Annotated in this window: 13 protein-coding genes; 9 read left to right on the top strand and 4 right to left on the bottom strand. The window is 69.2% G+C overall.

What is annotated here, in order from left to right; genetic code table 11:
• On the bottom strand, positions 1-240 hold a 240-nt coding region (gene flhD / locus PSQ40_RS14715; RefSeq protein ID WP_273952381.1), incomplete at its 3' end, for a flagellar transcriptional regulator FlhD.
• 326 nt (positions 241-566) lie between these two features.
• On the opposite strand from flhD, the gene PSQ40_RS14710 reads away from it, so the two are divergent.
• Entirely contained in the window at positions 567-1,523 is a 957-nt protein-coding gene (locus PSQ40_RS14710; RefSeq protein WP_457851495.1) for an ABC transporter substrate-binding protein, read from the top strand.
• 163 nt (positions 1,524-1,686) lie between these two features.
• Here PSQ40_RS14710 and PSQ40_RS14705 read toward each other — a convergent pair whose 3' ends face one another.
• Together PSQ40_RS14705 and PSQ40_RS14700 are read right to left on the bottom strand one after the other, a co-directional pair.
• Positions 1,687-3,294 (bottom strand): rhodanese-related sulfurtransferase, encoded by a 1,608-nt coding sequence (locus PSQ40_RS14705; protein WP_273952378.1) that lies wholly within the window; start codon positions 3,292-3,294, stop codon positions 1,687-1,689.
• Between the two features lie 190 nt (positions 3,295-3,484).
• Positions 3,485-4,102, bottom strand: coding sequence for a cysteine dioxygenase family protein (locus PSQ40_RS14700; protein ID WP_273952376.1), 618 nt, complete (start codon positions 4,100-4,102; stop codon positions 3,485-3,487).
• A gap of 254 nt (positions 4,103-4,356) precedes the next feature.
• Between PSQ40_RS14700 and PSQ40_RS14695 the strand changes: the two genes are divergently transcribed.
• From PSQ40_RS14695 to PSQ40_RS14665, 7 genes are all read left to right on the top strand, one after another.
• A complete protein-coding gene (locus tag PSQ40_RS14695) occupies positions 4,357-5,379 on the top strand; it encodes an ABC transporter substrate-binding protein (protein ID WP_273952374.1) in 1,023 nt (340 codons plus the stop codon).
• Positions 5,380-5,394: 15 nt separating this feature from the next.
• Positions 5,395-6,471: an ABC transporter permease gene (locus PSQ40_RS14690; protein ID WP_273952372.1), complete on the top strand. Its 1,077-nt coding sequence runs from the start codon at positions 5,395-5,397 to the stop codon at positions 6,469-6,471.
• The gene (locus PSQ40_RS14685) at positions 6,465-7,271 is read left to right on the top strand and encodes an ABC transporter ATP-binding protein (protein ID WP_273952371.1); all 807 of its coding nucleotides are present in this window, start codon (positions 6,465-6,467) and stop codon (positions 7,269-7,271) included. Before PSQ40_RS14690 ends, PSQ40_RS14685 begins: the two co-directional genes overlap by 7 nt.
• A gap of 10 nt (positions 7,272-7,281) precedes the next feature.
• Positions 7,282-8,469, top strand: a complete 1,188-nt coding sequence (locus PSQ40_RS14680; RefSeq protein WP_273952368.1) for a c-type cytochrome — start codon at positions 7,282-7,284, stop codon at positions 8,467-8,469.
• A 319-nt stretch (positions 8,470-8,788) separates the two neighbouring features.
• Positions 8,789-9,892, top strand: a complete 1,104-nt coding sequence (locus PSQ40_RS14675) for an LLM class flavin-dependent oxidoreductase (RefSeq protein ID WP_273952366.1) — start codon at positions 8,789-8,791, stop codon at positions 9,890-9,892.
• 21 nt (positions 9,893-9,913) lie between these two features.
• Positions 9,914-10,726, top strand: a complete 813-nt coding sequence (locus PSQ40_RS14670; RefSeq protein ID WP_273952364.1) for a class II aldolase/adducin family protein — start codon at positions 9,914-9,916, stop codon at positions 10,724-10,726.
• Positions 10,723-11,868 (top strand): acyl-CoA dehydrogenase family protein, encoded by a 1,146-nt coding sequence (locus PSQ40_RS14665; protein WP_273952362.1) that lies wholly within the window; start codon positions 10,723-10,725, stop codon positions 11,866-11,868. The genes PSQ40_RS14670 and PSQ40_RS14665 overlap by 4 nt, the downstream gene beginning before the upstream one ends.
• A 70-nt stretch (positions 11,869-11,938) precedes the next feature.
• Here the strand turns inward: PSQ40_RS14665 and PSQ40_RS14660 are convergent, their stop codons facing one another.
• Positions 11,939-12,949 (bottom strand): aliphatic sulfonate ABC transporter substrate-binding protein, encoded by a 1,011-nt coding sequence (locus tag PSQ40_RS14660; protein WP_273952360.1) that lies wholly within the window; start codon positions 12,947-12,949, stop codon positions 11,939-11,941.
• Between the two features lie 235 nt (positions 12,950-13,184).
• Here PSQ40_RS14660 and PSQ40_RS14655 point away from each other — a divergent pair, with 235 nt between their 5' ends.
• On the top strand, positions 13,185-14,576 hold the full coding sequence (locus tag PSQ40_RS14655) for an LLM class flavin-dependent oxidoreductase (RefSeq protein WP_273952359.1): 1,392 nt from the start codon (positions 13,185-13,187) through the stop codon (positions 14,574-14,576).
• The last annotated feature ends 55 nt before the right edge of the window (positions 14,577-14,631 follow it).

The raw sequence follows: 14,631 nt of genomic DNA, 5'->3' as shown, positions 1-14,631 counted from the left end.
GTTGGTGAGCAAGCTCCAGACGAGTTCGTCGTCGACGCGGAAGCGGGCCAGCAGGGTGTTGCGCGAGGCCAGCTTCATGACCTGGGAGGGGGAGAGGGCGGCGAGGATGTCGGCGGACTCTTCGTTGAGGCCGAGGCGGAAGATGGCTTCGGCCTTGTCGTGGCGGATGAGGGATTGGGCCAGCATGAGGTAGGTCAGGTTGGCTTCGCGGATTTCGGCAAGCATTTGTTCGCTGGTCATGGTCTGTTCCTTCGGTTGCTGAGCCGCCGACAAGGCCGGTGGGCTGTTTCGATCTGTTGAAATGGATTGTGAATACCCGCCAATCAGAAATTAAGTCGGCCGCTGCCTGTGCGCTGTGTCTCCTTTGGGGGTGGCGCTTGTCAGGTTTTTTCTGACACGGCCCGCAGGGTTTGTCGGGGGCTTCGCTGGGGCGGGCCTGCTGTGTTCCGGCATGGGGGGCGGTGGGCCCCAGCCTCGCTGGGCAACTAAGCATCTGCAAAAACCTTGGTGGTCGGCCAGGGGCGGCCCTGCTGCAATGCGGTTTTGACCACATCGCATCAGGAGTTTTGACCATGCAACGCCGTCGTTTCAACCAATGGCTGGGAGGCTTGTCGGCTTCTGCCCTGGCCGTGCCCGCACTGCAGGCCCAGGCCCAGGCTCGCCCGCTGCTCAAGGCCGGGGACCAGAAGGGGGGCTTGCAGGCCTTGCTGGAAGCGGCTGGCGAGCTCAAAGGGCTGGCCTACGACATCCAATGGACCGAGTTCCCCGCGGCCGCGCCGCTGGCCGAGGCCCTCAACGCCCAGGCCGTGGACCTGGGGCCGATTGGCGACGCGCCGCTGATCTTCACGCTGGCGGCTGGCAGCCGTGTCAAAGCCTTCGCGGTCAACCGCTCGGACGCCTACGGCACCGCGGTGCTGGTGGCCCCGAATTCACCGCTCAAGTCGGCCAAAGACCTCAAGGGCAAAAGCGTGGCCACCAACCGGGGGTCGATCGGCCACTTTGTGACCCTCAAGGCGCTGGCCTCGGTGGGCCTCAAGGCCGAGGATGTGCAGCTGCGCTTCCTGCCACCGGCCGACGCCAAGCTGGCGCTGACGCAGGGTTCGGTCGATGCCTGGGCCACCTGGGAGCCCTACACCGCGCTGGCCGAGACCGGCGGCCATGCCCGTGTGCTGGTCAGCGGGCGCGGACTGTGGAGCGGTCTGAGCTACCTGGCCGCCACCGACACCGCCCTGCGTGACAAGCGCAGCGTGCTGCAGGACTTTGCCCAGCGCGCCGCCCGCGCGCAGCAATGGGCGCGGCAACACCCGACCGAGTTTGGTGGCACGCTGGCGCGCATCATCGGCATCCCGGTCGAGGCCGCCAAGCTGCAGTTTGAGCGCCGCCAGACGCGCTGGCAGGCGATCGATGCCGAGGTGATTGCCGAGCAGCAGCGCACCGCCGACTTCTACCTCGACGCGGGCCTGATCAAGCAGCGCCTGGACGTGCGCGCCACCTTCGACACCGGCTTCAGCGCACCGGCCTGAGGCCATGGCCGCCTCGGGGGCGGCCTGGGGCCGTCCTTGGCGGCAGACCCCGGCGGGGCCCTTTGGCAGGCCTTGGTTGAGCCATTGCTGGGCCTTTCATGACCAGGGCTTGGCCTTGGTGGGGCCTGCGCCCCCGCGCCGTGTCAGGGCTGGGGGCGGGGCTTCAGATCACCTTGAAGCCGTGCGTGCCGTCGCGGCCCAGTTGCTCGACCAAGCCGAACTCCCAGTCCAGGTAGCCCTGCATGGCTTCGCGCGGGGCGTCCGTGCCTTCGTAGGGGCGGCGGTAGCGGTCGATGCGGGGCGCGGCCAGGCGGGTTTCGCCGCTCTCCAGGGCCCCGCCGGCATCGATCCAGGCCTGCGTGCCGCCGTCCAGCAGCGACACGCTGAGGTCGGGGCTCAGGCGGGCCGTTTCGGCCACCGCGTAGGCGGCCAAGGCCGAGCTGCCACAGGTCAGCACCAGGCGAGTGGCCTCGGGGTGGGCGGCGCGCACGCGGGCCAGGCCCTCGCGCAGTTGCGAGCGCAGTGCCCACCAGGCCCCGGGGATGTGGCGTTTCACGTAGTTGACGCTGGGGGTGAAGTCCAGCACCACGGTCCCAGGGCCGTCGGCCAGCCAGGCCTGCAGCGTGGCCACCGAGGTCAGCGGGATCGGCTCTTCGGGCGGCGGCACCTGGGTGGGCGCGTTGCCGCGCTCGCTGAAGGCGCTGGCGGGCACGTCGTCGAGCACATGCACCTCCCAGCCCATCTGGGCCAGCCAGGAGGCGCTCATGTTGGCGCGCACGCCGTCGTCGTCACTGAGCACGATGCGGGCGCCGCGCACGGGCACGCTGTGGTCGGTCTCTTGCACCAGCTGGCCACCGGGGGCGCTGCGGAAGCCGGGCAGGTGGCCGCGGGCAAATTCTTCCGGGGTGCGCACGTCCAGTCGGTAGGTGCTGCGGCCCGCCTCGGCCAGCCAGACGGGCAATTGCCCGAGTTGGGCCCGCCGCACCCCGGCACGGTCGGCCACCGCGCGGGCCCGGGCGCTGGCCTCGGCCTGCTGCTCGGGGCTCACCTCGCCAAAGCGCCGGCTGGCGCCGTGGTCCAGGGTCTGGCCGGCCAGCAGCCAGCCGATGGTGCCGTTGCGCAGGGCCGTGATGCGGTTGGGCAGGCCCGCGTTCACCAGCGACTGGGTGCCGATGATGCTGCGCGTGCGGCCCGCGCAATTGACCACGATGTGGGTGGACGGGTCGGGGGCCAGCGCGCGGGCGCGCAGCACCAGTTCGGCGCCGGGCACGCTGATGCCGCTGGGGATGCTCATGGTCTGGTATTCCTCGAAGCGGCGCGCGTCCAGCACCACCACATTCGCCTTCTGGTCGATCAGGGCCTTGACCTCCTCGGCCGCCAGCGACGGGGTGTGTCGCTCGGCTTCCACCAGCTCGCCAAATGACTTGCTCGGCACGTTGACGTCGCGGAACAGCTCACCCCCGGCGGCGCGCCAGCCGGCCAGACCGCCGTCGAGCAAGCTGACCCGGGTGTAGCCCAGTGCGATCAGGCGCTGGGCGGCCTCGGCGGCCAGGCCCTCGCCGTCGTCATAGACCACCACGGGGGTGTCTCGGCGCGGGATGCGGGTCCAGGCGTCCAGTTCGATGCGGCCCAGCGGCAGGTTGGCGGCCCACAGCGGGTGGGCCTGGGCAAAGGGGTCTTCTTCGCGCACGTCGAGCAGGGCGATCTCGTGGCCGGCCAACAGGTGGGCGCGGACGTCAGCGTAGGCGGTGGTGGGCAGGGCAGTGGTCACAGCAGGGCAATCCAAACAAAAAATGAAAACGAAGCGGGCCGTCCAAGCCGGCTCAGCGCCCCAGGCACCCGGTGGCCGGTGGGCATGCGCGGCCCCTGGTCAGGGCCTGGGCCGGGCCCGGCGCGATGGCGGGTGCGTGGTGGTCGGTGGACGAGAGTGGGGCTGGGGGCGGACGGGTGGGCCGGTGGGGTCATCGGCGCAGGGCCGCGTTGAGTTCGGCCGAGCGGTCCCACAGGTTGGGCAGGCGCGTGTTGCTGTAGCCCGAGACGAAAGGCTTTTCGCCGCCGTCGGGCAAGAACACCGAGCGCTGCACCGCGCCGATGTTGGCGCCGTAGACGTGGATGCTGATCGAGGTCTGATCGCTCAGCGCATTGCTCACCAGGTGCACATCGCCGACGGTGGGCGAGACGGCTTCGATCTGACCCGGGCGCAACTCTTGCGCCGCGCCGGTGGGCAGCCAATGACCGGCCTGGTCCTGGGCGTAGGGTTGGGCACGCTCCGCGCCGCGCAACATGCCGATCAGGCCCCACACGGTGTGGTTGTGGATGGGCGTGGCCTGACCCGGGCCCCAGACAAAGCTGACCACCGAGAAGTGCTCGCGCGGGTCGGCGTGCAGCAGGTACTGCTGGTAGCGGTCGGGGTGGGGCTGGGCGAAGTCGTCGGGCAGCCAGTCGTCCTGGGCCACCAGGGCGGCGAGCAGGGCGCCCCCTTGTTGCAGCACGGTGGCTTCGTCGGGGCGGCGGTCGAGCAGGGCGGTGAACTGCTGCACAAAGTCGCGCAGGCGTTCGGGGTGTTGAGGCTGGGTCATGGGCGGGGTGGTTGAACAGCGTGATGTGGGGGCAGCGGCGGCCCCGCGAACCCGGGACCAGGCGGCTGCCCATGGACGCTATTGCACTGCAAAGCGCGCGGGGGCGCTGGCTGACTTTGTCATAAGGACGGCCGTTTTTCTCATTTCCAAAAACCGAATGACTTCCGTCAAATGCTGGCACAGGGCCAGTTTGCGCACAAGCGGGCGAGCCCCAGGGCGCCCCGCGCCACCGTCTCCAACGAAAGGAATCGACCATGTCTTTGCTCTCTCTGAACCGATCTGCGGGCCCGCTGTCGCGCCGTCAACTGCTGCGTGGGGCGGGTGCCCTGGGCCTGAGTGCCGCCGCCGGTGTCGGCGCCAGCGGCGTGCTGGCCGCCGGCAAGCTGCGCGACATCAAGCTGGCCTGGAACGCCAATGCCGTCTGCCTGTCGCCGATCCCGGTGGCCATCACCCGCGGCATCTTCGAGAAGCACGGGCTGAACGTCGAACTGATCAACTACACCGGCTCCACGGACCAGCTGCTGGAGTCGATCGCCACCACCAAGGCCGACGCCGGTGTGGGCATGATCCACCGCTGGATCAAGCCGCTGGAGTCGGGCTTTGACGTCAAACTGGTCAGCAGCTCGCACGGCGGTTGCACCCGCCTGGTGGGTTACGGCCCGGCGGGCGTGACCTCGCTGGCCAAGCTCAAGGGCAAGACCATTGCGGTGTCCGACCTCAACAGCCCGGGCAAGAACTTCTTCTCGGTGCTGCTGACCAAGTCGGGGCTCGATCCCGAAAAAGACGTCAGCTGGCGCCAGTTCCCCGGCGACCTGCTGGGCGTGGCGGTCGAGAAGGGGGAGGCGCATGCGATTGCCGACGGCGACCCGAACCTGTTCCTGATCGAGCGCAAGACCAAGGGCCTGGTCGAACTGGCCACCAACCTGACGGGCGAGTACGCCGACAAAACCTGCTGCGTGCTCGGCGTCAGCGGCAAGCTGGTGCGCAACGACCGCCCCACGGCCGCCGCGCTGGCCCGATCGATCAATGAAGCCTCCGACTTCGTGGCCAACAACCCCAATGAAGCGGCCAAGATCTTCAGCCCCTACTCCAAGGTGCCGGTCGAGGACCTGCGCGCCGTGCTCGGCACGCTGACCCACAAGCACCACCCGAGCGGTTTGGCGCTGAAGAAGGAGATCGAGTTCTTCGCCCGCGACTTCCGCCTGGTGGGCGTGCTCAAGCCCACCACCGACCCGGCGCGCTTCGCCGACTTTGTGCACGCTGACGTGCTGTCCTGATCGGGAGGCACCACCATGTCCGCCCTTCTGGATGCCCCGCTCGCACCGGGTTTCGAAACCCGGCCTGAGCCCCGAGCCGAATCCGTGGCTGCCCCCGCGCGGGCACCGGTGGCCCCGCCTGTGCGCGCCGCGGCCCCCCGTTGGTGGGGCCTGGGCGTGGTGGCGGCGCTGGCCTGGGCGGCGCTGGGTGTGCTGACCTACGCCTGGCCGAACCAGCAGGTGGGGTTCAGCGACTGGGCCTACACCGCCGAGTTCGCCTACGGCACCGGGGCGGTGGCCCTGGCGCTGCTGGTGTTGTCGCTGGGCGGGCCCTGGCTGGCCCAGCCGCGCGCGCGGGTCCGGCCCCTGGGGCCGTGGCTGGTGGCCCTGGCGCTGGGGTTGGCGGTGTGGGAACTGGTGACCGCCAAATTGGCCTGGTTGCCAACGCCCTTCTTTGCGCCGCCGCAAAGCCTGGCCGAGGTGTATGTCAGCGACTGGCGCCGGCTCAGCGACAGCGCGGGCAATTCGCTGATCCTGCTGGCCTCCGGCATCAGTGCCGGTGCCGCGGTGGGCTTTGTGGTGGGGGTGCTGATCGGCTGGTCTCGCCGCGCCAACTACTGGATCCACCCGGTGCTGCGCGTGCTGGGCCCGGTGCCGACCACGGCCCTGTTGCCCATCACGTTCTATTTCTTTCCGTCGAGCTGGTCGACGGCGGTCTTCTTGATCGCGCTGGGCACGGGCTTCCCGGTGGCGGTGTTGACCTGGTCCGGCGTGGCCAGCGTGAACCGCAACTACTACGACGTGGCGCGCACGCTGGGGGCGTCCAACACCTTCCTGGTGTTGCGGGTGGCCATTCCGGCCGCGCTGCCGCAGGTGTTCGTGGGCCTGTTCATGGGCCTGGGCCACGCCTTTGCCACCCTGGTGGTGGCCGAGATGCTGGGCGTCAAGTCGGGCCTGGGCTGGTACCTGACCTGGGCCCAGGGCTGGGCCAGCTACCCCAATATGTATGGCGCCTTGTTGGTCATGGCGCTGCTGTTCTCCGGGGTCATCAGCCTGTTGTTTGCGCTGCGTGACCGCCTCCTGTCTTGGCAAAAAGGAACCGTCAAATGGTGAGTGCTGTGGCCCCCGAAGCCCCCCGCATCGAAGCCGCCCGCGTGCGCGGCGCCGACATCGCGATCCAGGGCGTGAGCCATTGGTTCGACCTGCCGGCCGGGCCGTTGCAGGTGATCGACCAGATCGACCTGCGCATCCAGCCGGGCGAGTTTGTCGCCTTGCTGGGCCCCAGTGGCTGCGGCAAGAGCACCTTGCTGCGCCTGGTGGCGGGCCTGGAGCCGCCGACCGTGGGGCACATCGACCACGACAGCCGCGCGGTCGAGGGGCCAGACCCGTCGCGCATCGTGGTGTTCCAGGACCCCACCTTGTTTCCGTGGCGCACCGTGCGCGACAACGTGGCCCTGGGGCCGCAGGCGCGCGGCACGCTCAAGGCGCACCAGGCCCGTGTGGATGCGGCGCTTGAACTGGTGGGCCTGAGCAGTTTTGCCAAGGCCTTCCCGCACCAGTTGTCGGGCGGCATGGCGCAGCGCGTGGCGCTGGCCCGGGCCATCGTCAACGACCCCAGCCTGCTGGTGCTCGACGAGCCGCTGGGCAAGCTGGATTCGCTGACCCGCCTGAGCATGCAGACAGAATTGGTGGACCTGTGGCAGCGGTCGGGTTTTTCGGCCTTGCTGGTGACCCACGACGTCGAGGAGGCCTTCTTCCTGGCCCAGCGGGTGCTGGTGTTGTCGGACCGGCCGGCGCGCATCGTGGCCGACATTGCCAACCCCGCCCCCTACCCGCGCCGGCGCGGGGACCCGCAACTGGCCGAGCTGCGCCACCAGGCCTTGGCCCACCTGGGGCTGGACGACAGCTGGTGAGCGCGACGGCATGAACGATTGGGTGTTGACGCCCGAGCAGCTCAACACCCTGCTCGGCGTGTTGCTGGGCCTGCAGGCCTGGCTGCGCGAAGCCTTGCAGGCCCTGGGCTGGAGCGGCACGGTGGCCGGTCAGCCCGAGTGGCCGTTGGCCTGGCGACTGTCGGCCGAGGTGCTGGTGTTCGAGCCCGGCCAGGCGCGCCGCCTGCTGTGGTGCGCACTGGCGCTGGGCTTGGCCCTGTTGGGCCTGGCGCTGGCGTTGTGGTGGCGCCGTGCCCGTTGGCCAGCCCTTTGGCTCAGCGGCCTGGTGCTGTGGGCCGCACCCTGGGGCTCGGCGTCGGTGTGGCTGGTGCCGGCGACGCCGACCAGTTTTCACCGTTCGCCGACCGGCTTCACGGCCCAGTCGATCGTGCAGGGGCAGGGCCACTACCAGCAACACTGCGTGCGGTGCCATGGCGCCGACGGCCGCGGGGAGGGCCCGGACGCCCCCTCGCTGCCGATGTGGCCGCCCAACCTCAACGGGCGCTTGCTCTGGCAACGCCTGGAAGGCGAGTTGTTCTGGCACGTGCAGCATGGCTTGCAGGACCACCGAGGTCAGCGCACCATGCCGGGCTTCGCGTCACAGCTGAACGACGAGCAGACCTGGCAGGTGCTTGACTTCCTGCAGGCCCAGGCGTCGGGCCGCACCCTGGCCCAGACCGGCCGTTGGGAGCAGCCCCTGCGCCTGCCCGATGCGCCCGTCCGGTGCGCCCGGGGCCAGGCGCGTTGGTTGCACGAGTTGCAGCCCCAACGCGTCCTGCTGGCCCCCTCGGGCCGGGACGCGGGCGCCACGCCCGTGGACCCCCGCCTGGTCACGGTGGCGCTGCCGCTGACGGCGTCGGCCAGCAGCAGCACGGCCGACTGTGTGGCGGACACCGCCGGACTGGCCGAGGCGCTGGGGCTGGTGCTGGGCGTGGCGCCGTCGCAGCTGGGCGGCTACCAGCTGCTTGCCGATCGCCAGGGCTGGTTGCGCGCCCGCAGTGCGCCCGGCGCCGCAGGCTGGTCCGCGGCCGACTTGGTGTGCCGCGCCGACACCGCGGCACCGGCCGCTCCGGCCGCACCGGGTGCCCAGGCCCCGCCCGCGGTCGACGGGCTGGCAGCGCTGATTGCCCAGATGGACGCCGAGCCGGTGCAACTGCTGCGCGGTGGCTTCCCGCACTGAGCCGCGCGCCCCCCGCTTGGGTGGGGCGGGGCGGCGCACATGCCGAATTCGCATGTTCTCAGGCGATTTGCTTCCTTGGTGCGCGGGGGGGCTGGGCCTATCGTCCACCCATGACCCCGTCATCCAGGCCTCAGGGCCGTTGACCCCTCTTGGAACCGCTGACCCCACCCTTGATGCGTTGTTGCTTTGCCTTGTCGTACCGCGGGTACGGCCTGTGGCATCGCACCTCGCCTCAAGCCCCCATCCTCGATGACTCTCGATGGGCTGGGGCGTGTCGGCGGTTCTTGTTCTTTCCGCCCCCCTACCGCAGGAGCCCCGCATGAGTGTCCAGTTCATCGGCATGATTCAGCCGCACGAAGTCTCTGAAACCTTTTCCCGCCGTGGACCGGTGGTGGACCCGGCCTATGTGCGGGTGTTTGCGCAGGCGCATGAGCACGCCGGCTTTGACCGCATCCTGGTGCCCGCCAGCTCCAGCAGCCCGGACACCCTGCTGACCGTCACCTATGCCGCGTCGGTCACGCAGCGCATCCATTTCCTGTTGGCCCATCGCCCCGGCTTTGTGGCGCCCACCCTGGCCGCCCGACAACTGGCCACGCTGGACCAGTACACCCAGGGCCGCGTGGCGGTGCACTACATCACCGGGGGCTCGGACGAGGACCAGCAGCGCGACGGCGACTTCCTCGGCCATGACGAGCGCTACGAGCGCACCGACGAGTACCTGAGCGTGCTGCGCCAGGTCTGGACCGCGGACAAGCCCTTCGACCACGAAGGCCGCTACTACCGGGTCAAAGGCGCCTGGTCCGAGGTCAAGCCAGTGCAGCAGCCGCATGTGCCGATCTATTTCGGGGGCGCCTCCGAACCCGCCTTGAAGGTGGCGGGTCGCCATGCCCAGGTGTACGCGCTGTGGGGCGAGTCCCTGGCCCAGGCCGGCGAGCTGGTGCGCAAGGTGCGTGCCGAAGCGGCCCAGCATGGCCGCCACATCGACTTCAGCATCTCCTTCCGCCCCATCCTGGGTCGCACCGAGGACGAGGCTTGGGCCCGGGCCGAGCGCATCCTGGAAGACGCCCGCGCCCTGCGGGTGGAGCAGGGCTTCTCGCGCGGTGGCCCGCAGCAAAGCGAGGGGGCGCGCCGTCTGCTGGCCGACGCGGCCAAGGGCGACCGCGTGGACGAGCGCCTGTGGACGGCGATTGCCCGCGAGACCGGTGCGCGCTCCAACTCCACGGCCCTGGTCGGCACGGCCGAGCAGGTGGCGGACGCCTTGCTCCAGTACTACGACCTGGGCATCACCACCTTCCTGATCCGTGGTTTTGACCCGCTGCCCGACGCCATCGAGTACGGCCGCGAACTGCTGCCCCTGGTGCGCCGCAAGGTCGCCGAACGTGAACAAGCCAAAGCCCAGGCCGCCAGCCTGAAGGCCGCCTGAACCCCTTTCCTGGAGAACCCCATGTCTGCTGTTTTGAACACCCCGCTGACCCTGGTCAAGAACGCCCACCCGCAACGCAAGGACTGGTTTGACGAAGTCCCCGCCCGCCCCACGGTGGAGGCCGAGCGCCTGTACCGCAAGCAACGCCTGGCGGTGGCTTTTCGCTTGTTCTCGCGCTTCGGCTTTGACCATGGCCTGGCGGGACACATCACCGCGCGCGACCCCGAACTGCACGACCACTTCTGGGTCAATCCCTTTGGCCTGCATTTCTCGCAGATCAAGGTGTCCGACCTGCTGCTGGTCAATGCCAAGGGCGAGATCGTGGTCGGCGAGGGTCCGCTGAACCGCGCCGCGTTTGCCATCCACGCGGCCTTGCACGAGGCCCGTCCCGACATCACCGCCGCCGCCCACACCCATTCCACCTATGGCAAGGCCTGGTCTGCCATTGGCCGCCCGCTCGACCCGCTGACCCAGGACGGTTGCGCCTTCTACCAGGACCACGCCGTGTTCGACACCTTCAGTGGCGTGGTGCTCGAAACCGACGAAGGTTTCCGCATTGCCAAGGCCCTGGGCAACAAGAAGGCGGTGATCCTGAAGAACCATGGCATCTTGACGGCCGGCCCCTCGGTCGAGTCCGCCGCCTGGTGGTACATCGCCCTCGACAACGCCTGCCACACCCAGTTGTTGGCCGAGGCCGCAGGCACACCGCAGCCGATCCCGCACGCAGTGGCCGAGCTGACCCACAGCCAGGTGGGCCGCGTCGGCGGGGCCGAGTTTGCCTTCAAGAGCTTCTACGACATCATCGTGCGGGAGCAGCCCGAGGTGTTGCAGTGAACGCCCCGCTGAGCTGGGGTCAGACCGCACGCACCTTGGCGGTGGAGTTTGCGGCGCGCGCGCCGCAGCACGACCGCGACGGCAGCTTTCCGTTCCAGAACTTCCAGGACCTGCACACGGCGGGACTGCTGACCCTGGCGGCACCGCAGCGCCTGGGTGGGCAGGGTGCCACCGTCGGCCAGTTGGTCGATGTGGTGGGCGCCGTGGCCCAGGGCGATGCCGCCACCGCCTTGGTCCTGACCATGCAGTACATGCAGCACCGTGGCCTGGGGCGGCGTCACACGGCATGGCCCGAGGCGCTGGCGCAGCGCCTGGTGACCGAATCGCTGCGCGAGGTCAGCCTGATCAATGCCTTGCGCGTCGAACCCGAGCTGGGCACCCCCGCCCGTGGCGGCTTGCCCGCCACCACGGCGCGCCGCACCGCCGAGGGCTGGCGCCTGTCGGGTCGCAAGATCTACTCCACTGGCTCGCCGATCCTGAGGTGGTATGCCGTGTGGGCCCGCACCGATGAGGCCGAGCCCCGGGTCGGGACTTTCCTGGTGCCGGCCGGCTTGCCTGGCACCCGAATTGACCCCACCTGGGACCACCTGGGCCTGCGCGCCAGCGGCAGCCACGACGTGGTGTTTGAGGACGTGCTGATCGAGGCCGACGCGGCCATCGACCTGCGCGCGCCCGCCGACTGGGCCCGTGGCGACCCCCTGATGCAAGCCGAGATGAGTGCCTTCTTTGGCGCCCTCTACACCGGCGTGGCCCTGTCCGCGCGGGACTGGTTGCTGCGCTTCCTGCATGAGCGCGTCCCCACCAGCCTGGGCGCTCCCTTGTCCAGCCTGCCGCGTGCGCAGGAACTGGTGGGCGGCATCGAGAGCCTGTTGCAGGTCAATGTGCGCCTGATTGGCAGCCTGGTCTGTGACCTCGAGTCCGGCCTGGAGCCCAGCGGGGTGGACAGCGGCATTGTCAAATCCGTCACCACCCAGAACGCCGTCAAGGCCGTGCAGGAGGCGGTGGCCCTGAGCAGCAACCATGGCTTGAGCCGACGCAACCCGCTGGAGCGCCTGTTGCGCGACGTGCTCTGTGGCGTGGTGCACACGCCGCAGGACGACAGCGTCAAGATCGCCGCCGGGCGCCGCGCGCTGGGCCTGTGACCCGGGCAACTGTGGCCCTGGCGCTGTGCCGCGCTGGCTTGGGAGACCAGCGGTTCAACGCTTCAGCCATTCAGCGCGTGGCGCTGGGTTGCCACACGGGCGATTCGTTCACCTGCACCCGGCGCGGGATGATGTGCGCCTGACTGAAGGCGTCGGCGATGCGCTGTTGCTCCGCCAGCGCCTCGGCATCCACGGGCTGCACGCGGTAGCTGCGGCGCTGGTTGGCCGCCTCAACGGTGGCCGTGTCCAGGCCAATCACCTGGGCGTGCCATTCGGCGGCCTGGCTGGGGTTCTTTTTGATCCAGTCGCCCGCCGCCTGCAGTTGGGCGTAAAGCGCGGCCAACACGTCGGGGCGACGCTGGGCGTAGGGGGTGGCGGCCAGGTAGAAGCGGCGGTAGCTGGACAGCTTGGCGCCGTCTTGCAGGATGCGGGCCCCCGACTGGCGCTGCACCGCGGCCAGGAACGGGTCCCAGATCACCCAGGCGGCGACACTGCCGTTTTCAAAAGCGGCGCGCGCGTCGGCTGGGCTCAGGTAGGCGGGCTCGATGTCCTTGATGCTCAGCCCCTGCTGGGCCAGGGCTTCGAGCAACAGGTAGTGGGCCCCGGCGCCTTTGGCGAACGCGACCTTCTGGCCCTTGAGCTGGGCCACGCTGGTCAGCGGGGAATCCTTGCGCACCACGATGGCCTGGGCTTGCGGTGAGGGCGTCTCGATCGCGTAATAGGTCAGGCGGGCCCCGGCCGCCAGGGCAAACGGTGGCACCGCGTCGGCCACGTCGGCGCTGGCGTCGATGGCGCCCACGTTGAGGGCCTCCAGCAGCGGCAGACCCGAGTTGAATTCGTGCCATTGCACATTGACTTGCAAGGGGGCCAGGGCCTTTTCAAGCAGGCCGCGCGACTTCAAGAAGATCATCAGCGTGGACGACTTCTGGTAGCCGATGCGCAGGCGTTCCGGGTCTGCGGCCAGGCTGTTGAAGGCGGGCAGGGCGGTCAGGGAGGTCAGCACCAGTTGGCGGCGCGAGAGGCGGGGGGCCCAGGCGTTCTGGCGTGGGGTGATGGGGTGGGGGCGAGGGGGTTGGGTCATGGGTGCGAGGCTAGCCCGTGCGGCCGCTGCGCGTGCTGCGAAAAACGCGTTAGCAAGGGCGTTTTGCGCATGAAGCGCCTGGTCTCGGCAGCCCCCAAAGCCCGCATATGCATGGACTGATTTCTTCGTTGGCTTGGGCCTCCGAGGTGCCTACCGTGGAGGCCCTGGATCGGCCCTGCCGCCACGCCCGGGCCGCGTTGACTCCTTGTTTTGGCCCCCTTTTGAAAGATGCTCCATGTCCCCTTCCACCTCCCGCAACCCAACACTCAAACTCGGCTTCGTCCTGCACGGCGTCGGTGCCGGCTGGGGTGACTGGCGCCACGAGGCTGCCGTGGCCGATGGCAGCGTCAATTTCCGCTTCTACACCGAGCAGGCGCAACTGGCTGAAAAAGGGTGCTTTGACTTTCTGTTCGTCGCCGACAGCGTGCACATCACGGAGCGCTCGAGCCCGCATTACCTCAACCGTTTCGAGCCGCTGACCATTCTGTCGGCCCTGGCCGCGGTGACCCGGCACATCGGTCTGGTGGGCACCGTCACGGCCAGCTACAGCGAGCCCTTCACCGTGGCGCGGCAGTTCGCGTCGCTGGACCACATCAGTGGCGGCCGCGCAGGCTGGAACGTGGTGACCTCGTGGCTGGACGGCAGCGCCCGCAACTACAGCCGCCAAGCGCACTACGCCCACGATGTGCGCTACCGCCTGGCCCATGAGCACCTCAACGTGGTGCAGGGCCTGTGGGACTCGTGGGAGGACGACGCCCTGACGCGCAACAAGGCCACAGGTCAGTTCTTCGACCCGGCCAAACTCCACCGCCTGGACCATCAGGGCGAGTTCTTTCAGGTCGAGGGCCCGCTCAACATCGCGCGCTCGCGTCAGGGGCAACCGGTGATCTTCCAGGCTGGGGCGTCGGAGGATGGTAAGACCTTTGCCGCACAGCGTGCCGACGCGATCTTCTTCCACGCGGACACCCTCGAGGAGGCCCAGGCCTACTACCGCGACGTCAAGGCCCGGGTGGTGGCTGCGGGCCGTGACCCGGAACAGGTGTTCCTGCTGCCGGGCATCCGGCCCATTGTCGGCCGCACCGCGCAGGAGGCCGAGGAGAAGTACGAAACCCTGGCCGCCCTGGTGCCGATCGAGAACGCCATCGCGGCCCTCGCGCGCCCCTTCAATGACCACGATTTTTCGCAGTACCCGTTGGATGCGCCTTTCCCCGACGTGGGCGACCTGGGCCGCAACAGCCAACAGGCGGCCAGCGACCGCATCAAGCAGATCGCGGCCGAAACGGGCTGGACGTTGCGCGAGGTGGCACTCTGGTATGCCCGACCCAAGCGCGCCTTTGTCGGCACCGCTGAGCAGGTGGCCGACGAGCTGCAGCGCTGGTTCGAGCAAGGGGCCGCCGATGGTTTCAATTTCTTTGAGGCCCTGCCCAACACCTCGCTGAAGGACTTTGTCGAGCTGGTCGTGCCCCTGTTGCAGGCGCGCGGCCTGTTGCGCCACGCCTACCAGGAGCAGGCCACGTTCCGTGATCTGCTGAACCTGCCTTTCCCGATCAACCGGCACACCGAAGCCCGTCTGCGTGCGCAGACAGGCTCACGCCAGGCGCCCGTGAACACCGTCGTCGCGGCCTGACTCCGCCACCTGCCGGGCGCGCGCCATCACGCCCGTTTCCAGCCCCCAGCAGGGC

The sequence above is a fragment of the Curvibacter cyanobacteriorum genome, assembly GCF_028649475.1.
GTDB lineage: Bacteria > Pseudomonadota > Gammaproteobacteria > Burkholderiales > Burkholderiaceae_C > Curvibacter > Curvibacter cyanobacteriorum.
This window is presented reverse-complemented; position numbering and strand designations above follow the sequence as displayed.